Raw genomic sequence first — 26,426 nt, 5'->3', positions numbered from 1 at the left:
TAGATGCTGATGACATACCGGCCGGAAAGCGGCAAGCAAAAAGGCCCTCCGGAGAGGGCCTTTTCAAGGGGCGGCAGGCCGGAGGTCAGTGGCCGCCACCGCCTCCCCCGCCTTGCGGCGCGGGTTTCTTGATCATGGCGACACCGAAGATCATCGCAACGAAAAGCGCGGTCAGGATCAGGAAGACGTCGCTGAAGGAGAGGATCACCGCCTGCTTGGTGGCAAGGCCGACCATCTGCTTGATCGCGACCGAAGCGCCATCCATGCCGTATGTGTTGAAATTGGCGGCCATGTTGTTCATCTGATCGATGGCCGCCGGATTGCCCCAGTCCATATTCTCCCGCAGCCGCTCGTAATGCACGTCCTGGCGGTTGGTGAGCACGGTGTTGATGACGGCAAGGCCGACGGCGCCGCCGAGGTTTCTGGTCAGGTTGAACAGGCCGGACGCGCCGCGGATGCGCGAGGGCGGCATCGTGCCGAGCGCGATATTGTTGATCGGCACCATGCACATCATCAGCCCGAAACCGCGCAGGATCTGCGGAATGAAGAGCTCGTAGAAATCCCAATCCGCCGTCAGGTGTATCATGATGTAGGTGCCGGCAGCGAAGCTGGTGAAGCCGATCACCATCATCAGGCGCAGGTCCATCTTGGTCGACAGCTTGCCGGCGATCGGCGCGGTGAAGAACATCGCAAGCCCGGAGACGAACATTGTCTCACCGATCATCAGCGAATCATAGCCGCGGATACGGCCGAGATAGACGGGGTAGATGTAGGTGAGGCCGTAGAGGCCGATGCCCATGACGAAGGAGAAGATCGAACCGAAGGAGAAATTCCGGTTCGCAAAGGCCTTGAGATCGACGACGGGGAACTCCACCGTGAAGGCGCGATAGAAGAAGACGATGGCTCCAACGCCGGAGGCGACGGCGGCAATCGCGATGGAACTGTCGTTGAACCAGTCGTTCGAATTGCCCTCTTCGAGCACATATTCCATCGTGCCGAGGAAGATGCCCATCGAGATCAGTCCCCACCAGTCGAACTTCTTGAAGAGCGACAGTTCCGGTTTGTCGAAATCGATGAAGTTCCAGGTGACGATCGTAACGATGATGCCGGGAACGATATTGACGAGGAACAGCCAGTGCCAGGAGAAGGCGTGGCTGAGATAGCCGCCGACCGTCGGACCGATGGTCGGCGCCAGCGTCGCGATCAGGCCGATGATCGGCGAAACGATGCTGCGCTTCGACGCCGGGAAGATGGTGAAGGCGGCCGCGAACACCGACGGGATCATGCCGCCGCCGATAAAACCCTGAATGGCGCGGTAGACGATCATCTGGTCGATATTCGTCGCCGTCGCGGCGAGCGCGCTCGCCATGGTGAAACCGGCCGCCGAGATCGCGAAGAGATACCGCGTCGAAATGATGCGCGCCAGCGTGCCCGAAAGCGGGATCATGATCACTTCGGCGATCAGATAGGCCGTCTGCACCCAGCCGACTTCGTCGCTGCCGGCCGAAAGGCCGGCCTGAATTTCGGCAAGCGAGGCCGAGACGATCTGGATGTCGAGGATCGACATGAACATGCCGAGCACCATCGCGAAGAAGGCGATGAGCTTCCTCGGATCCATGCGCTCGTCGGCGTGGGCGGGCGCTGCCGGGATCGTCCCCGCTGTTGCTGTCGCGCTTCCGGCCATCGGACCACCTCCGCCTTTTTTTAAAGGCTTACTTGTTCGGCGCCGTGCGGGTATCGACGTCGACGACGACGCTGAGGCCCGCCCGCAGGCGCCCGCTATCGAGCGCATCCTGCGGCAGCGCGATGCGTACCGGCACGCGCTGGATCACCTTGGTGAAGTTGCCCGTGGCATTTTCCGGCGGCAGCAGCGAGAAGACCGAGCCGGACGCCGGCGAGATCGATTCGACGGTGCCGACGACAGGATGGTCGCTATAGGCGTCGACATGGACGTTGACCTTCGAACCGGGAACCAGATGCTGGATCTGCGTTTCCTTGAAGTTGGCGTCGATATAGAGCTCATGCACCGGAACGAGCGCCATCAGCCGCTGGCCGGGCGAAACGAGATCGCCTTCCTGGACCGAGCGGTTGCCGACGATGCCGTCATAAGGCGCCTTGAGCACGGTGAAGGAGAGGTCGCGGGCGGCCTTGTCGCGCGAGATTTCCAGCGACCGGACCGAGCCTTCGGCCTCCTTGCGCTGGGCCTGGAGAATGGTGATGTTGGCCTGCGCGGCGGTGATGTTGGCGTCGCCGCCGGCAAGATTGGCCTTGGCCTGGTCGAGCGCGATATTGGCATTGTCGAGATCGGCGGCGGTGCCGACCGACTTCGCCTGCAGCTCGCTCTGGCGCTTCTGGGTGATCTCGGCACCGCGAACGGCCGCTTCGAGTGCCACCTTTTGCGCCTGCGCCTGCGCAAGGCTGGCATTGGCGCCTTCGATCTGCGCGTCGACGCGCTGCAGCGAAAGCTGTTCGGTGGCGATCTGGGCCTGCGCCTGGTCGAGAGCGTTCTGATAGTCGCCATTATCAAGCGTGGCGAGCACGTCGCCGGCTTTGACTTCCTGGTTGGCGACCACATTCACCTTCGCGACGTAGCCCGTGACCTTCGGCGAAATCGTTGCGATATCGCCCTCGATATAGGCGTCGTCGGTCGACACCATGAAGCGGCCGTTCGTCCACCATTCGTAACCATACCAGCCACCGCCCGCGAGAATGGCGAGCACGACGATCGGCAGCACCGGGCTGCGGCGCTTCTTGGCAGCCGCGGGCGCGGCGACCGAAGCCGGCGCCGACTGCGCAGGCGCTGATGGAACCTCGCGGGCTTCCGCCGTCGGAGCCTCGGCAACGCTTGCGACTTCGGCCTTCACCTCTTCGGCTCCGGCATTTTCGCTGACGATCCGCGCGACGTTGCTTTTCTGGTTGCTCGACATGACCACTTTACCGATCTTGGAGTAAATAATCGAACTGAACGGTTCGGTTCAGTTGACTTAAACCTGTTTTACCGTCATATCAAGATGTATAGAACCAATCGGTTCGATTTCTTTTAAAGAAAATACGAAACCGTGAACACGGTTAAAGAGACATGACGCTGAAACCCGACCACGCCGCCGTCTTCAGTCCCCCCGTCGGAGGAGGCCGATTTGCCGCGGGCGAAGATCCGGCCAAGCGCCAGCAGATTCTCGCCGGCGCCAAGCGCGTCTTCATGAAGTTGGGATTCGACGCCGCCAGCATGAACGACGTGACGCGCGAGGCCGGCGTCTCCAAGGGCACGCTCTACGTCTATTTCACCAATAAGGAAGAATTGTTTTCGGCGATGATCGAGGACGAGCGCGCCGCCTTCGTGGCCGCCGTGCGCACCGCCCTTGCCGAACATGACGATCCTGAAGCCGGCCTCTACGAATTCGGGATAAGCTTCGTCACCCACATGACCGACGAAAAGGTCATCAATGCGATGCGCACCGTTCTCGGCGTGCGCGACCGCATGCCGGTGCTCTGTCAACGCTTCTTCAAGGGCCCGGTAAACCTGCGCACCATCATGCGCGACTTCCTCGAACGGCACGTCGCCGAAGGCACGCTCAAGATCGACGACATCGATCTGGCCGCCGGCCAGTTTCTCGATCTCGCCAGCGGCAGCTTCTTCAAGCTCCGCCTGTTCGGAAGCATGGAAGAGCCCCCGTCCCGCGAGGAAATCGACCGCGTCATCCGTGGCGCGATCCACGTCTTCATGGCCGCCTACGGCGCCCGCCGGCACGGCGCCGGCTGACTGCATCCTTGACGGTCGCTTCCCTTCGGCCGAAACTGCGCAACAACGATCAAACCCGGCTGCCGACTTTTTTCTAAGGAAGAAGCCGCAACCAGGGGAGTACGGATGAGCGCCATCGCACGGGCGATATGGTTCATAGAGAGCCATTTCGAAAGCGATCTGTCGCTGGAAGAGATATCGGAAGCAGCCGGATTGTCGCGCTACCATCTGTCGCGCGTCTTCGGGCTGGCCACCGGCCACTCGATCAGCGGCTATATCAGAGGGCGGCGCCTCAGCCGCGCCGTGCCCGCGCTTGTCGGGGGTTCATCCACCATTCTCGAGGTTGCGCTTTGCGCGGGCTACGGCTCGCACGAGGCTTTCACCCGTGCCTTCCGCGACCAGTTCGGCATGACGCCGGATGCTGTGCGCAAACAGGGGCACGCCCGTAACCTTGTCTTGCTGGAGCCGATCAGAATGGACCCCGCCCACCTCAACGACCTCGAACCGCCCCGCTTCGAAACCCTGCCGCCGATGCTCTTAGCCGGCTTGCAGGAGATCTATCCCTATGGCGGCAATGCCGCCATTCCCTCTCTCTGGCAGAAGTTCAATGCCCATTTCGGCCATATATCAGGCCAGAAAGGCAACGTCGCCTACGGCATCTGCACGCATATCGACGGCGAAGCGGAGAAGTTCCGCTATATGGCCGCCGCGGAAGTGGCCGACGCCGGTGATCTGCCGGCGGATTTTGCCACGCTCAAGCTTCCGGGGCAGCGCTACGTCGTCTTCACCCATCGCGGCCATGTCTCCGGCATTTCCGTGACCATGAACCGGATTTTCGGCACATGGTGGCCGACCTCCGGCCTCGAGCACGGCGCCACACCCGATATGTTCGAGCGCTATGACGAACGCTTCGATCCCCATACCGGCATGGGCGTCACCGAAATCTGGTTGCCGATCAAGGAATAAAAGTCACACCAATTTCGTATACCCCCTTGCGGCGCTTGCGTGGCAGGCCGCCGACACTACATTGCGCGCGTCATCCAATCATGTGACGCAAGAGGGATATACGCTGATGCAGGAAATCATGACGCTCATTCAGGATCCGGCCGCCTGGGTGGCGCTCATCACGCTGGTGGTGATGGAAGTCGTTCTCGGGATCGACAACCTGATCTTCATTTCCATTCTCACCAACAAACTGCCGCCCGAGCACCGGGAGAAAGCCCGCAAGATCGGTATCGGTCTTGCGCTGGTCATGCGCCTGGCCCTTCTCGGCACCGTCGCCTGGATCGTGCAACTGACCGAACCGCTGTTCGAGGCCTTCGGCCACGGCTTTTCCTGGAAGGACCTGATCCTCATCGCCGGCGGCTTGTTCCTCGTCTGGAAAGCCACCAAGGAAATTCACCACACGGTCGATCCTGTAGACCATCAGGAGGATTTCATCGCGACATCTGTCACGACGGGCTTTGCATCGGCGATCGGCCAGATCTTGCTGCTCGACCTCGTCTTCTCGGTCGACAGCATCATCACCGCCGTAGGCATGACGCCGCATCTGCCGATCATGGTGATTGCCGTCATCGCCGCCGTCACCGTCATGCTGGTTGCCGCCAACCCGCTTGCCAACTTCATCGAGAGGAACCCGACGATCGTCATGCTGGCGCTCGCCTTCCTGCTGATGATCGGCACGACGCTGATCGCCGAAGGCATGGGCTTCCATGTGCCGAAGGGCTACGTCTACGCCGCCATGGCCTTCTCGGCAGCGGTAGAAGTGCTGAACATGATCGCGCGCAACGCCCGCAACCGCAAACGCGGCGGCGCTCACTGAGACTGAAGCTGGACGGCGCGCCGCAACCGGTGCGCCGTCCCTCACCGCCCTCGGGCCTTTGCAGACGTGGTTTTTCTTGACGCGCCCGGTTGAATATGGCCTAAGGCCAGCCGAACGGACGATCGGCGGATAGTGCGGGCGCATGCCCCTTTTCGGCCGGTTTGCCGATGAAGATATCTGCATCCTTCGGCCGAACGTCGCTTTCCCTGGAAAGCCGTCCGGCGTTCATTGACGGGCCATACCAATGACAACTTCCGGCGTCCGCGTCCGCATCGCTCCCTCGCCGACCGGCGAGCCGCATGTCGGCACCGCTTACATCGCTCTCTTCAACTACCTTTTCGCCAAGAAGCACGACGGCGAGTTCATCCTGCGCATCGAGGATACCGACGCCACGCGCTCGACCCCGGAATTCGAAACGAAGGTATTGGACGCGCTGAAATGGTGCGGGCTGGAATGGAAGGAAGGCCCCGATATCGGCGGTCCTTACGGCCCCTATCGCCAGTCCGACCGCAAGCCGATGTACCAGCCTTACGCTGACGAGTTGCTGGACAAGGGCCATGCCTTCCGCTGTTTCTGCACACCCGCGCGCCTCGAACAGATGCGCGAGGCGCAGCGCGCCGCCGGCAAGCCGCCGAAATATGACGGTCTCTGCCTCAGCCTGACGGCCGAGGAAGTGACCTCGCGTATGGCCGCCGGCGAGACGACCGTCATCCGCATGAAGATCCCGGCTGAGGGCTCCTGCGACTTCACCGACGGCGTCTACGGCGATGTCTCCATCCCGTGGGATTCCGTCGACATGCAGGTGCTGATCAAGGCCGATGGCATGCCGACCTATCACATGGCCAACGTCATCGACGACCATCTGATGAAGATCACCCATGTGGCGCGCGGCGAGGAATGGCTGGCTTCGGTGCCGAAGCACATCCTGCTTTATCGCTATTTCGGCTGGGACCAGCCGGTCTTCATGCATCTGTCGCTGATGCGCAATGCCGACAAGTCGAAGCTGTCGAAGCGCAAGAACCCGACCTCGATCTCCTATTATTCCGCGCTCGGTTATATCCCCGAAGCGCTGATGAACTTCCTCGGCCTGTTCTTCATCCAGATCGCCGAAGGCGAAGAGCTTCTGACGATAGACGAACTCTCCGAGAAGTTCGACCCCGAGAACCTCTCCAAGGCCGGCGCGATCTTCGATATCCAGAAGCTCGACTGGCTGAACGGCCGCTGGATCCGCGAGAAGCTTTCCGAAGAGGAGTTCCAGGCGCGAGTGCTGAGCTGGGCAATGGAAAACGACCGTCTGCGGGCTGGCCTGCGCCTATCGCAGACGCGTATTTCCAAGCTCGGCGAACTGCCCGACCTCGCCGGCTTCCTGCTGAAGTCCGACCTCGGCCTGCAGCCGTCCGACTTCGCCAAGATCAAGTCGCCGCCGGAAGAGATTCTGGAGATTCTCAACACCGTTCAGCCGGATCTCGAAAAGATCCTGGAATGGAATGTCGAGACGATCGAGGCGGAGCTGCGCGCCATCTCCGACCGCATGGGCAAGAAGCTCAAGGTCGTGGTCTCGCCGCTTTTCGTCGCGGTCTCCGGCTCGTCGCGCTCCCTGCCGCTCTTCGATTCCATGGCGATCCTCGGCCGCTCGGTGGTGCGCCAGCGCCTGAAGCTCGCAGCCCAAGCCGTCGCCGCTCTCGTCGGCTCGAAATGACTGTGGAGCCCCTCCCCCTTGTGGGGAGGGGTTGGGGAGGGGCTTTTTTTCAAGAAACCCCTCCCCTCCGCTTCGCTCCGACCCTCCCCACAAGGGGGACGGTTGAGCCGAGCCAGCCGCCGCGCTTCGAACCGCGGAACCATTGATTTAGAATTCGTGCCGCATCGATGAGGCGAATGACATGAACGACAAGACCGAAAACACCCTTTCCTCCGACGCGACTGAGGTGCGTGCCCAGAAGCTGAAGCTGCTGCGCGAGCAGATCGGCGACGTCTATCCGGCGCATTTCCACCGGACGCTGACCAATGCCGAGCTCGGCGCCAAGTACGAATCTCTGGAACCCGACGTCGAGACGCAGGATGTCGTCACCGTCGCCGGCCGCGTCTATTCCTCGCGCAACTCCGGCATGTTCATGGATATCCGCGACGCTTCCGGCAAGATCCAGATCTTCAGCCACAAGGACACGACACCGGAAGAGGCCCGCGCCCTGCTGCCGATGATCGACATCGGCGACATCATCGGCATCACCGGCATCGTGCGCCGCACCAAGCGCGGCGAGCTGACGATCAACGCCCAGAAGATCGAGATGCTGACCAAGTCGCTGCTGCCGATGCCCGAGAAGTGGCACGGCCTCTCCGACATCGAGCTGCGTTATCGCAAGCGCCATCTCGACATCTTGACCAATGAGGATTCGAAGCTGCGTTTCCAGCAGCGGTCGAAGATCGTCTCCGGCATCCGCCGCTTCATGGAAAATGACGGCTTCATGGAAGTCGAGACGCCGATGCTGCAATCGATCTATGGCGGCGCCACCGCCGAGCCGTTCAAGACGCATCACAACACGCTGAAGCTCGACATGTATCTGCGCATCGCGCCGGAACTGTTCCTGAAGCGCACGCTGGTCTCCGGCCTCACCGACAAGGTCTTCGAGATCAACCGGAACTTCCGCAACGAAGGCGTCTCCACCCGGCACAATCCCGAATTCACGATGATGGAATGTTACTGGGCCTATGCCGATTACGAGGACATGATGGATCTCGTTGAGCGGCTGTTCGAGACCCTGGCGCTGTCCATTCACGGCACGACGGAATTCGACTTCGGCGACAAGCGCCTGTCCTTCAAGGGACCGTTCAAGCGCGTGCCGATGCCCGCCGCCGTCAAGGAATCGACCGGCATCGATTTCCTCGCGATCAAGACCGACGAGGAAGCGCGCACCGCCGCCAAGGCTGCCGGCTTCGCGGTCGAGAAGGACTGGACCTGGGGTGAATGCCTTGCCTTCATCTTCGAGGAGATGGTTGAATCGACGCTAATCCAGCCGTCTCACGTCACGCATTTCCCGAAGGACATCTCACCCTTCGCCAAGGAAGTGCCGGGCGAACCGCGGCTCGTCGAGCGCTTCGAGACCTATTGCAACGCCTGGGAACTCGGCAACGCCTTTTCGGAACTCAACGATCCCGAGGAGCAGCGCCGCCGCATGGTCGAACAGCTCGAACAGGCGCATGCCCGCGGCGAAAAGGAAAAGCAGCTGGACGAGGAATTCCTCGATGCGATCGACCAGGGCATGCCGCCGGCCGGCGGCCTCGGCATCGGCGTCGATCGCCTGATCATGCTGCTGACCAACGCCCCCTCGATCCGCGACGTCATCCTCTTCCCGGCCCGCCGCAACAAGGCCGACTGACGGAATAAAACGTCAAACAAAATAAGCGGAGTGCCGACCGGCGCTCCGTTTTGCGTTCAGTGGGTTTTTGGCGCTTCCGCCGGCGGCTCTTCCGCCGGTGCCTCGGCTACCACATCGGCACCGCCCTCGGCGGCAGGCGCCGCCTCGCTTTCGGGTTCGGCCGCCGGCGCTGCGCCATGGGCGCCGCCTGCGGACTTCTTTTCCTTGCCCTTTGCCGCGTTTGTGGTCGAGCCGACCGCGACCGGGTCGACGCAATCCTCGGGATCCTTGAAACCGGCGCTGATCATGGCGATCTCATCCATCGGCAGATCGATCCGCTCGCCGAAGAACAGCCCGTTTTCACTGGCCCTGCCGTCATAGTAGCGCGCCGTATAGGACTTGTCGTCGAGGCCGGGAACGGTCTTGTCGGGATGCGGGATATAGACGACATCGGCGCCGATCGCCCGACCGCGGATGTCGGAGCGCAATGTCGGGCCGTTCTCGTCGAGCACCACCACCTGGACCAGATCCGGCTTCTGCGCGGCATAAACGGCCTGGGCGACACGAAGCGCGGTCCTGACGCGCGTCATTCCGTCGGTCGGTTCGGTCTTGATGTATTTGCGCACCCAGATGTGGTTCTGTTTGCGGATCGTCACCAGATTGACGTCGCTGCATTCGAGCCCGGAGCCGCCGCCGGCGGCACCGATCAGCTTGTCCTTGCCGACATAAACGGCCGCGCCGCCGGAAACGCCCGCCAGAAGAGCGACTCCACCGATGATGATTGCCAATTTCCGGGAAGGCCGGAACATGCGCAGTAAGGCCTTCACGCCAACTGCTCCGCCATCTGAAACTCCAACGCAGGACAAGTGCTGATAATGCTAAGGAAATGACGTTTCCGAAAGTTTAAGTGAGGATGCGAAGCCTGCGCCATTTTGAGAAAAGACCAAAAAAGGTCCGCATTTTCCGGCCGCTTGCCACGGCCTGTTCCGCCATGCTCTAAACGCTGATGGCCTTCACGCTTCGCCAGGTTCAATATTTTGTCGCCGTCGCCGAACAGGGTTCGGTAACGCGCGCCGCACAGAACCTGTCGATCTCCCAATCCTCGGTGACGGAGGCGCTGAAAGAGCTCGAAACCGACCTCGGCGTTGCGCTCTTCGAGCGCCATCCGCGCGGCCTGACCATCACGCATAACGGCCATCAGTTCCTGCGTCACGCAACGAAGATCCTGGCCTCCGTCTCCGATGCGCGCACCAGCTTCTCCGGCCAGCAAAGCGCCCTTTCCGGCACGCTGAACATCGGCGTCACCTCGCTCGTTGCCGGCTACGTGCTCTCCGACCTCCTGGCGCGATACCGGCGCGCCTGCCCGGGCATCGAGGTCAGCGCCATCGAGGACAATGGCGGTTACCTCGAACATCTCCTGGTCGGCGGCGAACTCGACGTCGCCGTCATGGTGATCTCAAACCTGCGCGACCGTATGGCGCTGCAGGCCGAAATCCTCGAAACCTCGCCCTATCGCCTCTGGCTGCCGATGGGCCATCCACTGGTGTCGGCCGACATCATCTCGGTCGCCGACATCGCCCGCGAACCGCTGATCATGCTGACGGTCGACGAAATCGAGGAGAATACCGGCAAACTGCTCTCGGCCCTCGGCGCCCGCCCGCATGTCGCCTTCCGCACCCGCTCGGTGGAAGCGGTGCGCAGCCTGGTGGCGACGGGTGCCGGTGTGGCGCTGCTGCCCGATCTCGTCTACCGCCCGTGGTCGCTGGAAGGCGACCGCATCGAGAGCCGGGACGTTTCCGGCTCGCTGCCGGTCGTCCAGGTCGGCATGGTCTGGCGCAAGGGCTCCAGCCTGCCGCAGGCAGCACGCGATTTCGTCGGGATCGCCGAAAGCATGCGCTCCGGCCGCATACGTTGATATCGGAATTTCCGATATCGCCTTTCTGATAAATGAATTTGCGAAAGCGGCTTTTTCGGCTCACCTTCATAAGCGGGAACGAACGGCCACGAAAAGTGGCACCAAACCGGGAGACGGATGATGACGCATCTCTTGAAATCCTGCACGGCAGCGCTCGCCTGCCTGAGCTTCGCGACGCAGGTGATTGCCGCCGAACCGCTGAAGGCGCTCGGCAAGGGCGAAGGAGCGGTCAGCATCGTCGCTTGGGCCGGCTATATCGAACGCGGTGAAACCGACAAGAACTACGACTGGGTGACCGATTTCGAAAAGGAGACCGGCTGCAAGGTTTCCGTCAAGACCGCCGCCACCTCGGATGAAATGGTCTCGCTGATGAACGAGGGCGGCTTCGATCTCGTCACGGCATCCGGCGACGCCTCGCTGCGCCTGATCGCCGGCAAGCGTGTCCAGCCGATCAACACCGATCTGATCCCGAGCTTCAAGACCGTCGACGAACGCCTGCAGAAAGGCCCGTGGTATACGGTCGGCGACGCACATTACGGCGTGCCCTATCTCTGGGGCCCGAATGTGCTGATGTATAATACCGACGCCTTCAAGGACAAGGCGCCGACCAGCTGGAAGGTCGTCTTCGAGGAGGAGACCCTGCCTGATGGTAAGTCGAACAAGGGCCGCGTCCAGGCCTATGACGGCGCGATCTATATCGCCGACGCCGCCCTCTATCTGATGGCCCACAAGCCGGATCTCGGCATCAAGGATCCCTACGAACTGACCGAGGACCAATACAAGGCCGCCCTCGACCTGTTGCGCGGCCAGCGCAAGCTCGTCTCGCGCTACTGGCACGATGCGATGATCCAGATCGACGACTTCAAGAACGAAGGCGTCGTCGCCTCCGGCTCCTGGCCGTTCCAGGTGAACTTGCTGCAGGCCGACAAGCAGAAGATCGCCTCCACTTTCCCGGAGGAAGGCGTCACCGGCTGGGCCGACACCACCATGCTGCACGCTGACAGCGAACATCCGAACTGCGCCTATATGTGGATGGAACATTCGCTGCAGGCCAAGGTCCAGGGCGACGCCGCCGCCTGGTTCGGCGCCGTGCCCTCCGTTCCCGCCGCCTGCAAGGGCAACGCGCTGATGGGTGATACCGGCTGCGCCACCAACGGCTTCGATCACTTCGACAAGATCAAGTTCTGGAAGACCCCGGTCGCCAAATGCACGACACAGAGCGAATGCGTGCCGTACCACCGCTGGGTCTCGGATTATATCGGCGTGATCGGCGGGCGGTAATTGCGTCCTAGCCCCTCACCCTAACCCTCTCCCCGCTTGCGGGGAGAGGGGACGTGCCCTGCGCAAGCCCTGTGAAGAAAAACGGCGCCAGGAGTCTCCTTCTCCCCGCCTGCGGGGAGAAGGTGCCCGGCAGGGCGGATGAGGGGCCGACATCGCGAACATAGTGACCCCGGAGTTCCCCATGACGTCAGCCGTCCGTTTCCAGCAGGTATCGCGCCATTTCGGCCAGGTTCGCGCCGTCGACGGCGTCGATCTCGAGATCGCGCCGGGCGAATTCTTCGCCATGCTCGGCCCCTCCGGCTCCGGCAAGACGACGTGCCTGAGGCTGATCGCCGGCTTCGAGCAGCCGACATCAGGTCATATCCAGATCTTCGGCGAGACCGCAGACGGCGTTCCGCCTTATCGCCGCAACGTCAACACCGTGTTCCAGGATTATGCGCTCTTCCCGCATTTGAACATTCTTGACAATGTCGCCTACGGGCTGATGGTCAAGGGCGTCGGCAAGGCGGAGCGGATGAAGGCGGCGGGCGATGCGCTCGACCTCGTCAAGCTGCCGGGTTACGGCGCCCGCAGACCCGGTCAGCTGTCCGGCGGCCAGCGGCAGCGCGTGGCGCTCGCCCGCGCCCTCGTCAACAAGCCGAAGGTATTGCTGCTCGACGAGCCGCTCGGCGCGCTGGACCTGAAGCTACGCGAGCAGATGCAGGAGGAATTGAAGAGCCTGCAGCGCGCGCTCGGCATCACCTTCGTCTTCGTCACGCACGATCAGGGTGAGGCCCTGTCCATGGCCGATCGCGTCGCCGTCTTCAACAATGGCAACATCGTCCAGGAAGGCACGCCGCAGGATATCTACCGCCGCCCGAAGACCCGTTTCGTCGCCGATTTCGTCGGCTCCTCGAATGTGATCGCGCCTGAACTGATGGCCTCGCTCGGCGGCGAGAAACGCTGGGCGAGCCTGCGGCCCGAGGCGATCCGCCTGGCAGGCGACGGCATCGAGGCCACAGTCGAACATGCGAGCTTCCTCGGCGCCGCCACCCGTCTCGGCGTCGATCTGCGCGGCAGCCGGCTGCATGTGATGCTGCCGGCCGGTGGGCCTGTGCCTGATGTCGGCGCCGGTATCCGGCTTGCCTGGCAGCCGGCCGATATCCACTACATGGACGATGCGGCATGACGGCGCTCACCCTCTCAGGCGGCAAGACATCGATCCTTCCGGGGCGTAGCGGGTTTTTCGGCCGGATGTCGGATGTCTTCTGGCGCCACCCGAAGCTCCTGCTCTTCCTGATGCTGACGCCGCCGCTGCTCTGGCTCGGCATCATCTATATCGGCTCGCTGATCGCCCTCTTGCTGCAGAGCTTCTTCTCGATCGACGATTTCTCCGGGCTGGTGAATTACGAATTCACCCTTGCGACCTACGCCCAGCTGCTGAGCCCGACGAATTTCGACATCATCATCCGCACCGTCGTCATGGCGGTACTGGTCACCGTCGCTTCTGCGCTGATTGCCTTCCCGATCGCCTATTACGCGGCGCGTTATGCGCAAGGCAAATGGAAGGTGCTCTTCTATCTCGGAGTCATGCTGCCGCTGTGGTCGAGCTATCTCGTCAAGATCTACGCCTGGAAACTGATCCTCGCCAAGGAAGGCATCCTCACCTGGATCTTCGAGAAGCTCCATCTCTCCTGGCTGCTCGACGGCATCCTGAACCTGCCTGTCGTCGGCGGCAATTCGCTCTCGGTGAGCTATCTCGGAACCTTCATCGTCTTTGTCTATGTTTGGTTGCCTTACATGATCCTGCCGACGCAGGCGGCCCTCGAGCGAGTGCCCGGCAATTTGATCGAGGCCTCGGCGGATCTCGGCGCCACGCCACGCCAGACCTTCCGCACCGTGCTGCTGCCACTCGCGCTGCCCGGCATCGTCGCCGGTTCGATCTTCACCTTCTCGCTGACATTGGGCGATTACATCATCCCGCAGATCATCGGCTCGTCCAGGCTGTTCATCGGCCAGGCCGTCTACGCCCAGCAGGGAACGGCCGGCAACGTGCCGCTCGCCGCCGCCTTCTCCGTCGTGCCGATCGTCATCATGGCGCTCTATCTGTCGCTCGCCAAAAGACTGGGGGCCTTCGATGCGCTCTGACCTCAAGAGATCGCCGCTGCCGCTGAAGATCGCCGCCGGCGGCGGCCTGCTCTTCCTGCACCTGCCGATCCTGCTGATCTTCGTCTATGCCTTCACGACGGAGGAAAAGAGCTATCAATGGCCGCCGCCCGGCCTGACGCTGCAATGGTTCACCGTCGCCTGGAACCGGCCGGATGTCTGGTCGGCGCTCGGTCTTTCCGTGCAGGTCGCCGTCATTGCCACGGCGATCGCGCTCGTCCTCGGCACGCTCTGCGCGGCGGCCGTCAGCCAGACGAAGTTCTTCGGCCGCGAGGCGATCTCGCTGTTGGTCATCCTGCCGATCGCGCTTCCCGGCATCATCACCGGCATTGCGCTGCGCTCCGCCTTCAGCCTGTTCGACATCCCTTTTTCGGTCTGGACCATCGTGCTCGGCCACGCCACCTTCTGCGTGGTCGTCGTCTACAACAATGCCGTCGCCCGCTTCCGCCGCACCTCCAGCTCGCTGATCGAGGCGTCGATGGATCTCGGCGCCGACGGCTTCCAGACCTTCCGTCATGTCATCCTGCCGAACATCGGCACCGCCCTTCTGGCCGGCGGCATGCTGGCTTTCGCGCTTTCCTTCGACGAAGTCATCGTCACAACCTTCACCGGCGGGCAGCAATCGACCTTGCCGATCTGGATGCTCGAAGAACTCATCCGCCCGCGCCAGCGCCCGGTCACCAATGTGGTCGCCATGGTGGTGGTCCTCGTCACCTTCCTGCCGATCCTGGCAGCCTATTACCTCACCCGCGACGGCGACCAGATCGCCGGCGGCGGCAAATAACAGGGAGAACATCATGGATACCCAGATGCTGATCGGTTCGCGCTTCGAAACAGGCACGGAGACGGAAGAGCACATCCTGAACCCGAAGACCGGCGAGACGGTGATCGACCTTCCCGAAGCCTCGTTGTCTCAGATCGACGCCGCCGTCAAAGCCGCCGAAAAGGCCTTCGCCGGCTGGTCACAGACAACGCCGGGCGAGCGCTCCGGTTATCTGCTGAAGATCGCCGACGCCATCGAAAAGGACGCCGCCGGCTTCGCCACGCTCGAGGCGCTGAACTGCGGCAAGCCGATCAATGCAGTGCTGAACGACGAAATCCCGGCGATCGTCGATTGCTATCGCTTCTTCGCGGGTGCCGTGCGCAATCTGCACGCACCGGCCGCCGGCGAATATCTGCCCGGCCACACCTCGATGATCCGCCGCGATCCGATCGGCATCGTCGGCTCGATTGCGCCATGGAACTATCCGCTGATGATGATGGCCTGGAAGCTGGCGCCGGCGATCGCCGGCGGCAATACCGTCGTCTTCAAGCCCTCGGAGCAGACACCGCTGACGTCGCTGAAGATGGCGAAACTGCTGTCCGAGATCCTGCCCGAAGGCGTCGTCAACGTCATTCTCGGCCGCGGCGAAAGCGTCGGCAACGCGCTGATCAACCATGCCAAGATCGGCATGGTCTCGATCACCGGCGATATCGCCACCGGCAAGAAGGTGCTGCAGGCCGCCGCCAAGACGGTCAAGCGCACCCACCTGGAACTCGGCGGCAAGGCCCCGGTCATCGTCTTCGACGACGCCGATATCGATGCCGTCGTGTCAGGCATCCGCACTTTCGGCTATTACAATGCCGGCCAGGACTGCACCGCCGCCTGCCGCATCTATGCCGACGCCAAGGTCTACGACAATTTCGTCGCCGATCTCTCCTCGGCCGTCGCAAGCATCCGCTTCAACCAGGCCGACGACACAGAAAACGAAATCGGCCCGCTGATCTCCAGGCGCCAGCGCGACCGTGTCGAAAGCTTCGTCGCCCGCGCTTCCGAACACAAGCACATGGAAATCACCACCGGCGGCAAGGTCGCCGGCGACAAGGGCTTCTTCTTCACCCCGACCGTCATCTCAGGCGCCCTGCAGGACGACGAGATCGTCCGCCGCGAAGTCTTCGGCCCTGTTGTCTCGGTCACCCGCTTTTCCGATGCCGACGATGCCGTCGCCTGGGCAAACGACAGCGATTACGGCCTGGCCTCCTCGGTGTGGACCAAGGATATCGGCCGCGGCATGAAGACGGCCGCCCGGCTGCAATATGGCTGCACCTGGATCAACACGCATTTCATGCTGGCCAACGAGATGCCGCATGGCGGTGTCAAACAATCGGGCTACGGCAAGGACATGTCGGTCTATGCGCTCGAAGATTACACCGCCGTGCGCCACGTGATGATCAATCACGGCTGAGCGGCGGGAAAGGCCGGATCCGGAGCGGCGCAGGCCAAGTTTCAGCGCGTTCATATTCGCTTGGGCGGCGGCGGTGGCGATCTCATCGCATGCGATCGGGAACAATTTCGCGGCTGCCGCGTCTTCCAGCAAACGCAAAGGATGATGCCATGCTGAAATGGGCTCTGATATTTTTCGTGATTTCAATCATCGCCGGCTTCTTCGGCTTTTCCGGCGTCTCTGCAGCCACTGCGACCATCGCCCGCGTTCTCTTCGGCATTGCGCTGGTGATCTTCCTGATCTTCCTCGTCCTTGCGCTGATGGCCGGCCAGGCGATCTTGTGAGGTGAGCGCCGTCCCGTGCCTGACCACCAGCGGTGAACGTCAGGGCAGCGGCGCATTGAGCACGCCCCAGCCCTTTCGACCCTCGGCCTATTTCAACTCGGCAAGGAGAGCGTCGGCGCCTTTGCGGATGCCCACCATGGAAGCATCCATCGCCGTGAAGCTTGCGCCGATATTCATCGCATTGGGATATTGCTTGGTGACGTAGGAAGCCAGGAGACGGTTGCTCGCCGCATCATAGATCTCGACGGCATTGGGCCGCCGCAATCCTGCTCGTTCTGGACTCCGTGAGGGCCGCGACCCCTTTCAGAAAGGCGGCGCCGTCGAATTCCTTCGACGCGTGAACGGACTTTGCCGTCGGCTGGGCGGCATGGAAAAATACCTCCAGATTGACGACCGGTATCGCCTTGATATTTCTGACCATATCGATATCCGGCCGCGTCGTTACGGCCAGCAGATATCGCTCCGAACGCAAGGCGTCGAAGAGTTCCGGCACCGAGGATACAGCCGTCGCGGCATATCCGTTCTCATTCAATGTCGAGACGATATTGCAGGCAGCGCCTTTTCCGAGAAAGACGAGAATTGGCTTTTGCTGATTGCTTTGCACGGAAGACATCACTGGCACACTCCTGACCTGTCGCCATCAGTGTAGCCCTCATCGACGCTATCGTTTGTTCGGTTTTGTTCGATTTTATTGCGCCGGGGGATGGCGCGCGAAGCTTCGGTTACAGCACCGCCCGCAGCCAGGGATGCAATCTGTTTGTTCGCTTTCGCAGCAGATTGTCGATCGATACCGATCCTGCACCTGACGCCGCCAGCACGAACATGCCCCCGGCAATCGCCAGGTCCTTCTCGAAATGCAGGAGCTCGTTCTGGCTTGCAAAATTCGTGTGAAAGAGCAAGGCGGTCGCCAGGCAGAAGAGCGCCAATGCGAATGCGCCGAGCCGGCTGAGGAAACCCGTCGCGAGCGAAAGGCCGGCGCCGATCTGAAGGGCGATGGTGGCAAATGCAACCGGCGCCGAAAGCCCCAGTGTTGCGAAGGTGTCGACGGTCGCGGTGAGATTTGCCGCGAGTACCGAACCTTCATGCAGGAAGATCAGCGACAGCAGAAGCCTGCCTGCGAGAAGAATGAGATCCGCCGGTCCAGGCCGGCTTGAGGCGCTTTCCATCATACCCTCCTGCGTTCAGCTATTCGACCTTGCCTTTCGACTGTGATGGCTCTCTGGCTCGGATCCTCACGGCTACGGCGATAGCGTGCATTATAGCAGGCTCGCCCCGACATTGATCGCCAGCGCCAGGATCGTCGTGTTGAACAGGAACGACAGCACGGCATGCAGCAGCGTCAGCTTGCGCATGCTGGTCGAGCTGACCGCGACATCCGCCGTCTGCGCGGCAACGCCGATGGTGAAGGAGAAATAGAGGAAATCCCAGTAGCCTGGCTCTTCGATCCCATCAGGGAACTTGAGGCCGCCCACCTCGTCGGCACCGCCATAAAAATAATGGGCGTAATGGATGGTGAAGAGCGTGTGCAGAAACATCCACGAGATCAGGATCGTCAGTACCGCAGCCCCTGCGCGCGCCAGCGCGACGTCAGGTGTTGCTTCCTTGATCGAATGAAGCTCGAGCCCGATGCCGGCGATGCTGGCAAGTGCTGCACCGATCGAAAGAGCCAAAAGGACGGTGTCGGAGAAATCGAGATCCGCGGAGCGTTTCCGGATGCTTTCGACCGTCGCCCGCAGCATCTTGCGCCAGCTGAGCGCGACAAAAACGCCGGCGCTGACATTCCAGCCGAACAGGATGTTGCCGGCGCTGACGTCGCGCGAGGTCACAGCCAGGAAGACCGCCAGCCCGGCAAGGACTGATATGATGAAGCTCGCATGCTTATAGGCAAATGCCGCAAGCGAATTTGCCCGTTCCTCATCCGCCATACCAGTCTCCGACAGCATATGTCGTTGATAACAGCACGAAAAAGGCGCGCCTGCCAGCGGCAGCCGCGCCTTCGATTGCATGCCGTGCGCTATCAGGCGGCGGCGAGCTGCAGTTCCTTCTGCACCATGGTGCGCAATGTTCCCAGATCCTTGGCGAAAGCGCGAATGCCTTCGGCGAGTTTTTCCGTCGCCATCGCGTCTTCGTTCATCATCCAGCGGAAGGTCTTCTCGTCGACAGAAACCTTCGGATCCGGCTTGCGGCCTTCCGGCGAGAGCTTGCGCTCCAGATTGCCTTCATCGTTGGCGAGTTCGTCGAGCAGGTTCGGGCTGATGGTCAGGCGGTCGCAGCCGGCAAGGGCTTCGATTTCGCCGGCGCTGCGGAAGGAGGCGCCCATGACGATCGTCTTGATATCGTTCGCCTTGTAATAGTTGTAGATTTCACGGACGGAGATAACGCCCGGATCTTCCTCGGCCGTGTAATCCTTGCCGGTTGATTTCTTGTACCAGTCGAGGATGCGGCCGACGAAGGGCGAAATCAGAAACACCTTGGCGTCGGCGCAGGCGATCGCCTGGGCCTTGCTGAAGAGAAGCGTTAGGTTGCAGTCGATGCCTTCCTTCTGCAGCACTTCGGCGGCGCGGATGCCTTCCCAGGTGGAAGCGAGCTTGATGAGGATGCGGTCCTGATCGATGCCGCGGTCCTTGTAGGCGGCGATGATCGAGCGCGCCTTGGCAAGCGAAGCCTCGGTATCGAAGGACAGATCGGCGTCGACCTCGGTCGAGACGCGGCCGGGGACGAGTTTCACCAGCGCAGCGCCGACGGAGATGGCGAGACGGTCGGCGACGGCCGAAGACACGGCTTCGGAATTGCCGCCCTGCTTCTTGCCCCAGGCGACGGCTTCCTTGATAGCGTCGGCAAACATCGGCGTGCCCAATGCCTTCAGCACGATGCTCGGGTTCGTCGTGCAATCCACAGGCTTCAGGCGGGCGACGGCCTCGATGTCGCCGGTGTCGGCAACGACGGTGGTAATCTCGCGGAGTTGGTCAAGCTTGGATGTCATGGTCAATAATCCTTGTTGAACTTGGGCTGCGACCGGCGCGAGTTCCGCCCGGCAAAGGTGATCTACCGACAGGTTGTCTGCATGCTGCAGGCGAAAAGGCGCGCATCCGTCACGGATGATTCATAAACGTGAAGGACAGTGGCCGTGTTCCCGCGGGCAAACCGCACACCGAACGCAGGCGATGCCGCCTGCGGCTGGAAGGCCGGTCGTGACTTTCGGCATGCCCGCACTATGTCCTCCTCGGACGGACAGAACGATTTCGTATCGCCAGGACTATCGCCGCTCGCCCAAGGAAAAGTCAAGGACATTTGTGCATTTCAATTGACATAAGTGTCACACCCGTCATTATCCCCCCAACAAACGCGCCGTGACAGCCGTTCATCCCAAGAGGGATTTAGGGCGGAAATTCGGCTGGAGGAGATGTGGTCAAGCTCAAACGCGGCACGCACACCGCCTATTCGGAGGCATCCTCGCTGCGGCTGAGGGCCGCATGGCTCTATTACAATGAGGGCCTAACCCAGAAGGACGTCGCCGAACAGCTCGGCATCAGCCGCACCACTGTCATCCGCCTGCTCGACGAGGCGATGAAGCGCAGCGAAGTCCAGATCTGGATCAACGATTCGATCGGCGACTGCGTCGAGCTTTCGGTGAGACTGGAGCGCGCCTATGGTCTTGACGAGGCGATCGTCGTCCCCGCACCGGTCAACGGCGACGTCAATGCGCTGGCAAAGAATGTCGGCCTGGCGCTTGGCCAGTTCCTGTCCGAAGCCATCCCCGACGACTATACGATCGGAGTCGGCTGGGGCCGCACCATGACCGCCTCGCTGTCGAGCTTCCGGCCGCCGCGCCGCGCCAATTGCAAGGTCGTCTCGCTCTTGGGCGGCATCGTCGCCGTGCATCAGACGAACCCCATCGATTACACATGGCGGCTAGCCAACCAGCTCGGCGCCGAATGTTATATGTTCCTGGCGCCGCTCCTCGTCGATTCCGTCGAGACCAAGCGCAATCTAATTGAGAAATGCGGGCTCGACACGATCTACCGTCTGGCTGAGAGCCTCGATCTGGCGATCGTCAGCTGCGGCGATATCGGCCCGCATTCGACTTCGCTGTCGGAGGGCTGGATCTCGAAGGCCGAGCTGCAGCAATTGATCGATGCCGGCTGCGTCTGCGACACGATGTTCAACTTCCTCGACGAGGACGGCAATTCGGTCGACCATTCGATCAATCGGCGGGTCATGTCCGTCGATCTCGACACGCTGAAGGAGGCCAAACATATCGTGCTCTCTTCCGGCGGCGCCCACCGTGCCGTCGCCATCCGCGCGACGATCAAGCGCATCGGCTGCAACACGCTGATCACGGACGAGAGCGCGGCACGGGCGTTGCTGGAACTGGCGGAAATATCGCCGCATCCCTCTTCTCCCCAGCGGGGAGAAGTGCCGGAGCGATAGCGAGGCGATGAGGGGGTGAGCGACGCCAGGAGCGAACGGTCGGAGCGACAAGCGACGACCGACCTCCGCTTCTACCCTCAAGCGTGCGCCGATTCCCAGCCAAGCATCGCCCGCTTGCGGGTGAGCCCCCAATGATAACCGGTCAGCGCGCCGTTCTTGCCGACTGCCCGGTGGCATGGCACCACGAAGGAGATCGGGTTGGCCCCGACCGCCGCCCCCACGGCGCGCTGCGCCGTCGGCCGGCCGATATCCCTGGCGATATCGGAATAGGTGACGGCCTTGCCGAACGGGATTTTCATCAGGCTTTGCCAGACGCTGACCTGGAAATCCGTGCCGATCAGCACGACCCGCAGCGGCTGTTCCGAGGACCATTTGCCGGGCTCGAAGATGCGGGCGGCATAGGGAACCGTCGCCTGCAGGTCCTCGACATATTGGGCATTCGGCCAGCGGCAGGTCATATCCTCGAGGCAGGCCTTCTCGTCGCCGGAATCGCTGAAGGCAAGGCCGGCAAGGCCGCGGTCGGTCACCATGATCAGGGCGATGCCGAAGGGACAGATGTGGAAGCCGTAGCGGATGGTGAGACCCCCGCCCTTCGCCTTCCATTCGCCAGGCGACATCGCCTCGTGGGTGACGAAGAGATCGTGCAGCCGGCTCGGCCCGGAGAGGCCGACCTCGATCGAGGTCTCCAGCAGCGGCATGTCATCCTGGCGCAGCAGCCGCTTGGCGTGATCGAGCGTCACTGCCTGCAGGAAACCCTTGGGCGACAGGCCGGCCCAGCGGGTGAAGGTCTTCTGCAGCTGGGTCGGAGACTGATTGAGCCGCGCCGCGATCACCTCCAGCGAAGGCTGGTCGCGATAATCCTCGGTGATGAGTTCGATCACGCGGCGGACAATGTCATAATCAGGGCCGTCAGGCGTGATGTCTGTTTGCAGGTTCGCAATCATATTCATCGTCTTTCTCCTTGTCATAAGGAGATAATCAATAGGGTGTTCGCAAACCACCCGTTTCTTGCGCACCACCAGATGGGCTCAGATACGCTGCTTGACTGTGGCGAGTGCGCCCTTGAAGGCTTTGGCGAAGCTTTCACGGTCGTCGGGATTGAGGAAGGAGCCGATATCGGTGCGCCGGCCCTCTCCGAAAATCTGCATGGAAAGGATGCCGATCTCGTGATGCCGGCGAATAAGGAAGCGCGCCCAGAACGGATTGAAGTGATGCTCCACCATCCGTCCCGATGGCGCGAACTTGCGCACCGAAACGTCGGTGCGCGACACCGTCACCTCCTCACGCGCCCTTCCGGAGCGGTAGCTCAGCCAGAAGGCGCCGTAGAGAAGCAGGAAATCCAGCCCGAAGAAGAAGCCGATCGGCCAGGCGCCGGTGGCGATGAAGAACATGCCGTAGAAGAAGCAGACGGAACCGGACAGGATCAGCAGCACCTTGAAGCCCCGGCGGCCGAGCGACCGGTGGGGAAAGAGCTCGGCGGCGAAAACAGGCTGCTCGTGGGAGCTGTCGGCGTTGCTTTCCATCATGGCTGCTGAGTATAGAGTTTCCATGGCAAATCCGAAACCCAAATCCGTGACCGGACCGTCGCAAAATTCGAATGTGATCGCCCGCCGCAAGCCGGCGGCTGCGGCGGTGAAGACCGCCTATTCACTGGCCGAGCGCGAGGAGATCTTCCGCCGCTTCTCGGTGCAGCGGCCGGAACCGAGGGGCGAGCTCGAGCACACCAACCCCTTTACCCTGGTCGTCGCGGTCGCGCTGTCGGCGCAGGCGACCGATGTCGGCGTCAACAAGGCGACCCGCGCGCTCTTCAAGGTTGCCGATACCCCGGAAAAGATGCTCGATCTCGGCGAGGAGCGGCTGCGCGACCATATCAGGACGATCGGCCTCTATCGCAACAAGGCGAAAAACGTCATCGCACTCTCGCAGATGCTGGTCGATGATTTCGCCGGCAAGGTGCCGGAGACGCGCGACGAACTGGTGAAATTGCCGGGGGTCGGCCGCAAGACCGCCAATGTCGTACTCTCAATGGCCTTCGGCCAGGCGACGATGGCCGTCGACACGCATATCTTCCGCATCGCCAATCGCATCCGGCTTGCCCCCGGCAAGACGCCTGACGAGGTCGAAGCGCGGCTGATGAAGGTGATCCCGCAACATTACCTCTATCACGCCCATCACTGGCTGATCCTGCACGGCCGCTATACCTGCAAGGCACGCCGTCCCGAATGCGAGCGCTGCGTCATCGCCGATCTCTGCAAGTCGCCGGAAAAGAGTTGGGATGTGCCGGCCCCGCTCGTCGAGCTACCGCCGCAGGTGATCGGCGAGGCCGTCGAGTAAGGCTGCAATCGCCTGCTCGTAATCCCGCCTCTCCCCGCCCGCTTCGATCGCGATCGCCGCACGGTCGAAGGCGGCCGACAGCAGCGATGTCAGCGGGTCGAGCAAGGCCCCTGCCGCGGGCATCAGCGCCGCAAGTCCTGCACGCAAACTCGCCTCCGCATTCTCGGCCTCCAGCGCCGCAGTCGCCGGCAAGCCGAGAACGGCGGGCGCCTCCATCAGCAGCAGCCGTGTTCGCCCGGGCTGCGCCATTGCGGCGAAATAGGCCGAGGCGCCGGCAATCAACGCATCGCGCGGTCCATCCTCCGGCGCTGAAGACGCCTCGATTGTCCTGGCCACCTCCTGCATTTCGCACGCGATCACCGCGCGGAAGAGCGCCTTCTTGTCTTCGAAATGATGGTAAAGCGCCCCACGCGTCACCCCTGCCGCGGTCACGATCTCCGGTGTCGCCGTTTCGGCATAGCCTTTCTCGACAAAGATGCACCGTCCGGCGTCGATCAGCGCCTGCCTTGTCTGTTCCGTTCTCTCGCGATTGCTCCGGCTCATGGCACCTATTTACATACAAACTGCATGTATGTTAATAGCCAAAAACATACAGGCTGCATGTAAAACAGAAAGGAGCGAGACATGAAATCGACCAGCTACTACCCGGTGATCATGACGGACGATGTTTCGGGCACCGCCGCCTTCTACAGCGGCCACTTCGGCTTTCGGGCGCTGTTCGAAAACGACTGGTACATCCACCTGCAATCGACCGAGACGGAGCATGTCGCGCTCGCCATCCTCGACAGCAGCCATGAGACCATTCCTGACCTCGCTCGCGCCAGCGTTCGCGGCCTGCTGCTCAATTTCGAGGTCGAGGATGTCGATCGTGTCTACGAAACCTGCCGGAGCGCCGGCCTGCCAATTCTCCGCGAGATCCGCGATGAGGATTTCGGCCAGCGGCACTTCATCACCGCCGATCCGAATGGCGTGCTGATCGATATCATCACGCCGATTCCGCCGAGCGCCGAATTCGCGGCGATGTATGACGCCGCCGCCCTGCCCGGCTGAACCTCACACCCGAAAACCGGCGTCGCGTGCGGAAACCATCTTGTGCAGATGCACCATCATGCCGGCGGCAAAGAGCGGTGTCAGAAGATTGACGAAGGGGATCGCCAGAAACAGCGCGATCACCAGCCCGCCAAGGAAGACGGTGGAGGCGTGCTTGGCGCGGAAGAGCCGCGCCTCCCCAGGCGAACGGAAGCGCATGGCGGCGAATTCGAAAAATTCCCGTCCGAGCAGGTAGCCGTTCACCAGAAAGAAGGCGACCAGATTGACGCCGGGGATGAACAGCAGCAGCAGCGCCACGATATTGCCGAGGATCACCACGCCGAGGAACTTGATCGAGCTTGCCATCGCCGGGCCGAGCGGCATGGCGGTGCCCGCCGTATCCTTGGGGTAGTCGCGTTTTTCGATGACATCGGCGACATCGTCGAGGAACAGGCCGGCGATCAGCGCCGTGACCGGCGAAAGCAACAACGCCAGCACCAGCGCAAGGCCGATACCGGCAAGGATTGCGAAAACCAGGGCGAGCCATCCCGCCCAATCCGGCACATCGGGAACGAAGCTGGTGAGCCAGGGAAAGAGGAAAGCCATGAAGGCCCCGCGCAGCGCGAACCAGAGTCCGACCAGCACGAGAACCGTCAGGCCGAGCACTTTCCAGAAGACCGAGCGTGTTTCCGGCGCGAACAAATTGGTCAGCGATAGTCGAGCGGCGTCAAGGATCATGTCTCAGGCGTCTCCGGTTGCGCGGAAGATGTAGGCAAGATTGATGCCACCGACAAGAGAGAATAAAATTGCAGGCGGTAATAGAAAACTTGTCGAAAATTAAATGCTAATATAGTATTGTCGCGTATCAATATGCATGGGCCTGAGAAGCAGCTTCCGAAATAGTTGCAAAGACAAGGGGTCGCAACAGCGCATCCACGGAACGCCTCTGAGGTAAAACGGGGGAGGCTGATGTGGAAGACTTTGTCCAAAAACTCAGGCAATACGCAAAAACCGGCACACCGGCCGAACGCCGTATCGCGAAATATTTCACCGAACACCTGAACGACCTGCCGTTCGAGACGGCTGCATCAGTCGCCGACAGGCTGGATCTCTCGCCGATGACCGTCGGGCGCTTCCTGCGCGCGCTCGGCTATCAGGGCTTGGACAGTGTCAAAGTGGAGATTCGCGAGACCGTGACGACATCGCCGGCGCAATTGCAAAGCGCCATGAGCGAGCTGCATCAGGACGCCGCCGAGGGAAAGCCGCTCGCCGTGCTGGTTGCCGAACAGATCCAGGCGCTCCACCATATCTATCATCTGACGGCGCAGCCGCACTGGTCCGAAGCCGTCAGCCTGATCAGCACCGCCCGCGAAGTGTCGATCGCCACGCATGCCCGGCTTGCGAGCCTTGCCCATCATTTCTGCCAGCGGCTGACGCAAGCCCGTGACGGCGTGCGCACGCTCGATGGCGCCGACAACCGTTTTGCCGAGCTCTTCGCCCGGCTGGCGGTCGACGATGCGCTGCTCGTCATCATCGATTGTCGCCGCTTCGCCAAGGCTCGGCTGCTTGCCCGAACCGCGCGGCGCTACGGCTATAAGGTCGTGCTCATTTCACCGCAGCAGGCGGACTGGATGGCAGACCAGTCGAATGTCATGCTGCCCTTGCCGCCCGCCCGCGCGCCGGATCTCGATAATCTTCCGCCGCTGATCGCGCTGCTCGATTGCCTGTCGGAATCGGTCATCCTCGAAGTCGGAGAAGAGGCCGGTCTGCGCCGCCGCCGCATGATGGAATTCGCGACCGTCCTCGGCGAGGCGGCAAACCACTGAACC

Annotated in this window: 26 protein-coding genes and 2 pseudogenes; 16 read left to right on the top strand and 12 right to left on the bottom strand. The window is 61.9% G+C overall.

Going from position 1 to position 26,426, the window contains the following annotated elements; genetic code table 11:
• Positions 1-85: 85 nt before the first annotated feature.
• Positions 86-1,684: a DHA2 family efflux MFS transporter permease subunit gene (locus tag QMO80_RS16055; RefSeq protein ID WP_283197441.1), complete on the bottom strand. Its 1,599-nt coding sequence runs from the start codon at positions 1,682-1,684 to the stop codon at positions 86-88.
• 28 nt (positions 1,685-1,712) lie between these two features.
• On the bottom strand, positions 1,713-2,927 hold the full coding sequence (locus QMO80_RS16050) for an HlyD family secretion protein (protein ID WP_283197440.1): 1,215 nt from the start codon (positions 2,925-2,927) through the stop codon (positions 1,713-1,715).
• A 152-nt stretch (positions 2,928-3,079) separates the two neighbouring features.
• Between QMO80_RS16050 and QMO80_RS16045 the strand changes: the two genes are divergently transcribed.
• The 5 genes from QMO80_RS16045 (at position 3,080) to lysS (ending at position 8,935) form a co-directional block, all read left to right on the top strand.
• Positions 3,080-3,760 carry a TetR/AcrR family transcriptional regulator gene (locus QMO80_RS16045; RefSeq protein WP_071091108.1) on the top strand — a complete coding sequence of 227 codons (681 nt, stop codon included), beginning with the start codon at positions 3,080-3,082 and terminating at the stop codon, positions 3,758-3,760.
• Positions 3,761-3,865: 105 nt separating this feature from the next.
• Positions 3,866-4,705 carry an AraC family transcriptional regulator gene (locus QMO80_RS16040; protein ID WP_283197439.1) on the top strand — a complete coding sequence of 280 codons (840 nt, stop codon included), beginning with the start codon at positions 3,866-3,868 and terminating at the stop codon, positions 4,703-4,705.
• A gap of 106 nt (positions 4,706-4,811) precedes the next feature.
• Complete coding sequence (locus QMO80_RS16035) at positions 4,812-5,561, top strand: TerC family protein (RefSeq protein WP_283197438.1); 750 nt, start codon at positions 4,812-4,814, stop codon at positions 5,559-5,561.
• Between the two features lie 244 nt (positions 5,562-5,805).
• A complete protein-coding gene (gene gltX / locus QMO80_RS16030) occupies positions 5,806-7,260 on the top strand; it encodes a glutamate--tRNA ligase (protein WP_283197437.1) in 1,455 nt (484 codons plus the stop codon).
• Between the two features lie 181 nt (positions 7,261-7,441).
• Complete coding sequence (gene lysS / locus QMO80_RS16025) at positions 7,442-8,935, top strand: lysine--tRNA ligase (RefSeq protein ID WP_283197436.1); 1,494 nt, start codon at positions 7,442-7,444, stop codon at positions 8,933-8,935.
• A gap of 56 nt (positions 8,936-8,991) precedes the next feature.
• Here the strand turns inward: lysS and QMO80_RS16020 are convergent, their stop codons facing one another.
• Positions 8,992-9,741: a hypothetical protein gene (locus tag QMO80_RS16020; protein ID WP_283197435.1), complete on the bottom strand. Its 750-nt coding sequence runs from the start codon at positions 9,739-9,741 to the stop codon at positions 8,992-8,994.
• A gap of 179 nt (positions 9,742-9,920) precedes the next feature.
• Here QMO80_RS16020 and QMO80_RS16015 point away from each other — a divergent pair, with 179 nt between their 5' ends.
• The 7 genes from QMO80_RS16015 to QMO80_RS15985 all read left to right on the top strand — a co-directional run bounded on the left by QMO80_RS16015 (position 9,921) and on the right by QMO80_RS15985 (position 16,803).
• Entirely contained in the window at positions 9,921-10,829 is a 909-nt protein-coding gene (locus tag QMO80_RS16015; protein ID WP_283197434.1) for a LysR family transcriptional regulator, read from the top strand.
• Positions 10,830-10,949: 120 nt separating this feature from the next.
• Positions 10,950-12,110 (top strand): ABC transporter substrate-binding protein, encoded by a 1,161-nt coding sequence (locus QMO80_RS16010; protein ID WP_283200201.1) that lies wholly within the window; start codon positions 10,950-10,952, stop codon positions 12,108-12,110.
• A 181-nt stretch (positions 12,111-12,291) separates the two neighbouring features.
• Positions 12,292-13,278 carry an ABC transporter ATP-binding protein gene (locus QMO80_RS16005; protein ID WP_283197433.1) on the top strand — a complete coding sequence of 329 codons (987 nt, stop codon included), beginning with the start codon at positions 12,292-12,294 and terminating at the stop codon, positions 13,276-13,278.
• Positions 13,275-14,237, top strand: coding sequence for an ABC transporter permease (locus tag QMO80_RS16000; protein ID WP_283197432.1), 963 nt, complete (start codon positions 13,275-13,277; stop codon positions 14,235-14,237). The genes QMO80_RS16005 and QMO80_RS16000 overlap by 4 nt, the downstream gene beginning before the upstream one ends.
• Positions 14,227-15,039 (top strand): ABC transporter permease, encoded by an 813-nt coding sequence (locus tag QMO80_RS15995; protein WP_283197431.1) that lies wholly within the window; start codon positions 14,227-14,229, stop codon positions 15,037-15,039. The genes QMO80_RS16000 and QMO80_RS15995 overlap by 11 nt, the downstream gene beginning before the upstream one ends.
• A gap of 13 nt (positions 15,040-15,052) precedes the next feature.
• Positions 15,053-16,480: a gamma-aminobutyraldehyde dehydrogenase gene (locus QMO80_RS15990; protein WP_283197430.1), complete on the top strand. Its 1,428-nt coding sequence runs from the start codon at positions 15,053-15,055 to the stop codon at positions 16,478-16,480.
• A 149-nt stretch (positions 16,481-16,629) separates the two neighbouring features.
• A complete protein-coding gene (locus QMO80_RS15985; protein WP_003552965.1) occupies positions 16,630-16,803 on the top strand; it encodes a DUF1328 domain-containing protein in 174 nt (57 codons plus the stop codon).
• 87 nt (positions 16,804-16,890) lie between these two features.
• On the opposite strand, the pseudogene QMO80_RS15980 reads toward QMO80_RS15985, so the two are convergent.
• The 5 genes and pseudogenes from QMO80_RS15980 to tal all read right to left on the bottom strand — a co-directional run.
• Positions 16,891-17,052 (bottom strand): annotated as a pseudogene (locus tag QMO80_RS15980) (DUF3313 family protein); the annotation flags it as partial.
• Position 17,053: 1 nt separating this feature from the next.
• A pseudogene (locus tag QMO80_RS15975) lies at positions 17,054-17,425 on the bottom strand (hypothetical protein); the annotation flags it as partial.
• A 100-nt stretch (positions 17,426-17,525) separates the two neighbouring features.
• Entirely contained in the window at positions 17,526-17,972 is a 447-nt protein-coding gene (locus tag QMO80_RS15970) for a DoxX family protein (RefSeq protein WP_283197429.1), read from the bottom strand.
• Positions 17,973-18,059: 87 nt separating this feature from the next.
• Positions 18,060-18,728 carry a DUF1345 domain-containing protein gene (locus QMO80_RS15965; protein ID WP_283197428.1) on the bottom strand — a complete coding sequence of 223 codons (669 nt, stop codon included), beginning with the start codon at positions 18,726-18,728 and terminating at the stop codon, positions 18,060-18,062.
• A 92-nt stretch (positions 18,729-18,820) separates the two neighbouring features.
• The gene (tal, locus tag QMO80_RS15960) at positions 18,821-19,786 is read right to left on the bottom strand and encodes a transaldolase (RefSeq protein ID WP_283197427.1); all 966 of its coding nucleotides are present in this window, start codon (positions 19,784-19,786) and stop codon (positions 18,821-18,823) included.
• A gap of 422 nt (positions 19,787-20,208) precedes the next feature.
• Between tal and QMO80_RS15955 the strand changes: the two genes are divergently transcribed.
• Positions 20,209-21,234 carry a sugar-binding transcriptional regulator gene (locus QMO80_RS15955; protein ID WP_283197426.1) on the top strand — a complete coding sequence of 342 codons (1,026 nt, stop codon included), beginning with the start codon at positions 20,209-20,211 and terminating at the stop codon, positions 21,232-21,234.
• Positions 21,235-21,311: 77 nt separating this feature from the next.
• Here QMO80_RS15955 and QMO80_RS15950 read toward each other — a convergent pair whose 3' ends face one another.
• Positions 21,312-22,184, bottom strand: coding sequence for a bifunctional helix-turn-helix domain-containing protein/methylated-DNA--[protein]-cysteine S-methyltransferase (locus tag QMO80_RS15950; protein ID WP_283197425.1), 873 nt, complete (start codon positions 22,182-22,184; stop codon positions 21,312-21,314).
• Between the two features lie 78 nt (positions 22,185-22,262).
• Positions 22,263-22,760 (bottom strand): DUF2244 domain-containing protein, encoded by a 498-nt coding sequence (locus QMO80_RS15945; protein ID WP_283197424.1) that lies wholly within the window; start codon positions 22,758-22,760, stop codon positions 22,263-22,265.
• On the opposite strand from QMO80_RS15945, the gene nth reads away from it, so the two are divergent.
• The gene (nth, locus tag QMO80_RS15940; RefSeq protein WP_283197423.1) at positions 22,759-23,568 is read left to right on the top strand and encodes an endonuclease III; all 810 of its coding nucleotides are present in this window, start codon (positions 22,759-22,761) and stop codon (positions 23,566-23,568) included. The genes QMO80_RS15945 and nth overlap by 2 nt on opposite strands.
• Here the strand turns inward: nth and QMO80_RS15935 are convergent.
• Positions 23,533-24,111, bottom strand: coding sequence for a TetR/AcrR family transcriptional regulator (locus QMO80_RS15935; protein ID WP_283197422.1), 579 nt, complete (start codon positions 24,109-24,111; stop codon positions 23,533-23,535). The two genes, nth and QMO80_RS15935, sit on opposite strands and share 36 nt — an antisense overlap.
• Before the next feature lie 81 nt (positions 24,112-24,192).
• Here QMO80_RS15935 and QMO80_RS15930 point away from each other — a divergent pair, with 81 nt between their 5' ends.
• Positions 24,193-24,618 carry a VOC family protein gene (locus QMO80_RS15930; protein ID WP_283197421.1) on the top strand — a complete coding sequence of 142 codons (426 nt, stop codon included), beginning with the start codon at positions 24,193-24,195 and terminating at the stop codon, positions 24,616-24,618.
• A gap of 3 nt (positions 24,619-24,621) precedes the next feature.
• Here QMO80_RS15930 and QMO80_RS15925 read toward each other — a convergent pair whose 3' ends face one another.
• Positions 24,622-25,335, bottom strand: coding sequence for a sulfate transporter family protein (locus QMO80_RS15925; protein WP_283197420.1), 714 nt, complete (start codon positions 25,333-25,335; stop codon positions 24,622-24,624).
• 233 nt (positions 25,336-25,568) lie between these two features.
• On the opposite strand from QMO80_RS15925, the gene QMO80_RS15920 reads away from it, so the two are divergent.
• The gene (locus QMO80_RS15920; RefSeq protein WP_049734806.1) at positions 25,569-26,423 is read left to right on the top strand and encodes a MurR/RpiR family transcriptional regulator; all 855 of its coding nucleotides are present in this window, start codon (positions 25,569-25,571) and stop codon (positions 26,421-26,423) included.
• Positions 26,424-26,426 lie beyond the last annotated feature (3 nt).

This window comes from Rhizobium sp. BT03 (genome assembly GCF_030053155.1).
GTDB lineage: Bacteria > Pseudomonadota > Alphaproteobacteria > Rhizobiales > Rhizobiaceae > Rhizobium.
This window is presented reverse-complemented; position numbering and strand designations above follow the sequence as displayed.

Bases quoted from the DNA above. Each gene is read 5' to 3' on its own strand.
- QMO80_RS16010 (WP_283200201.1), top strand. From the start codon at position 10,950: ATGACGCATCTCTTGAAATCCTGCACGGCAGCGCTCGCCTGCCTGAGC.
- QMO80_RS16000 (WP_283197432.1), top strand. From the start codon at position 13,275: ATGACGGCGCTCACCCTCTCAGGCGGCAAGACATCGATCCTTCCGGGG.
- QMO80_RS15965 (WP_283197428.1), bottom strand. From the start codon at position 18,728: ATGGCGGATGAGGAACGGGCAAATTCGCTTGCGGCATTTGCCTATAAG.
- QMO80_RS16005 (WP_283197433.1), top strand. From the start codon at position 12,292: ATGACGTCAGCCGTCCGTTTCCAGCAGGTATCGCGCCATTTCGGCCAG.
- QMO80_RS15945 (WP_283197424.1), bottom strand. From the start codon at position 22,760: ATGATGGAAAGCAACGCCGACAGCTCCCACGAGCAGCCTGTTTTCGCC.
- lysS (WP_283197436.1), top strand. From the start codon at position 7,442: ATGAACGACAAGACCGAAAACACCCTTTCCTCCGACGCGACTGAGGTG.
- QMO80_RS15970 (WP_283197429.1), bottom strand. From the start codon at position 17,972: ATGATGGAAAGCGCCTCAAGCCGGCCTGGACCGGCGGATCTCATTCTT.
- QMO80_RS15990 (WP_283197430.1), top strand. From the start codon at position 15,053: ATGGATACCCAGATGCTGATCGGTTCGCGCTTCGAAACAGGCACGGAG.
- QMO80_RS16045 (WP_071091108.1), top strand. From the start codon at position 3,080: ATGACGCTGAAACCCGACCACGCCGCCGTCTTCAGTCCCCCCGTCGGA.
- QMO80_RS15925 (WP_283197420.1), bottom strand. From the start codon at position 25,335: ATGATCCTTGACGCCGCTCGACTATCGCTGACCAATTTGTTCGCGCCG.
- QMO80_RS16015 (WP_283197434.1), top strand. From the start codon at position 9,921: ATGGCCTTCACGCTTCGCCAGGTTCAATATTTTGTCGCCGTCGCCGAA.
- QMO80_RS16050 (WP_283197440.1), bottom strand. From the start codon at position 2,927: ATGTCGAGCAACCAGAAAAGCAACGTCGCGCGGATCGTCAGCGAAAAT.
- QMO80_RS15995 (WP_283197431.1), top strand. From the start codon at position 14,227: ATGCGCTCTGACCTCAAGAGATCGCCGCTGCCGCTGAAGATCGCCGCC.
- QMO80_RS15935 (WP_283197422.1), bottom strand. From the start codon at position 24,111: ATGAGCCGGAGCAATCGCGAGAGAACGGAACAGACAAGGCAGGCGCTG.
- QMO80_RS16055 (WP_283197441.1), bottom strand. From the start codon at position 1,684: ATGGCCGGAAGCGCGACAGCAACAGCGGGGACGATCCCGGCAGCGCCC.
- QMO80_RS16040 (WP_283197439.1), top strand. From the start codon at position 3,866: ATGAGCGCCATCGCACGGGCGATATGGTTCATAGAGAGCCATTTCGAA.
- nth (WP_283197423.1), top strand. From the start codon at position 22,759: ATGGCTGCTGAGTATAGAGTTTCCATGGCAAATCCGAAACCCAAATCC.
- tal (WP_283197427.1), bottom strand. From the start codon at position 19,786: ATGACATCCAAGCTTGACCAACTCCGCGAGATTACCACCGTCGTTGCC.
- gltX (WP_283197437.1), top strand. From the start codon at position 5,806: ATGACAACTTCCGGCGTCCGCGTCCGCATCGCTCCCTCGCCGACCGGC.
- QMO80_RS15985 (WP_003552965.1), top strand. From the start codon at position 16,630: ATGCTGAAATGGGCTCTGATATTTTTCGTGATTTCAATCATCGCCGGC.
- QMO80_RS15950 (WP_283197425.1), bottom strand. From the start codon at position 22,184: ATGAATATGATTGCGAACCTGCAAACAGACATCACGCCTGACGGCCCT.
- QMO80_RS15930 (WP_283197421.1), top strand. From the start codon at position 24,193: ATGAAATCGACCAGCTACTACCCGGTGATCATGACGGACGATGTTTCG.
- QMO80_RS16035 (WP_283197438.1), top strand. From the start codon at position 4,812: ATGCAGGAAATCATGACGCTCATTCAGGATCCGGCCGCCTGGGTGGCG.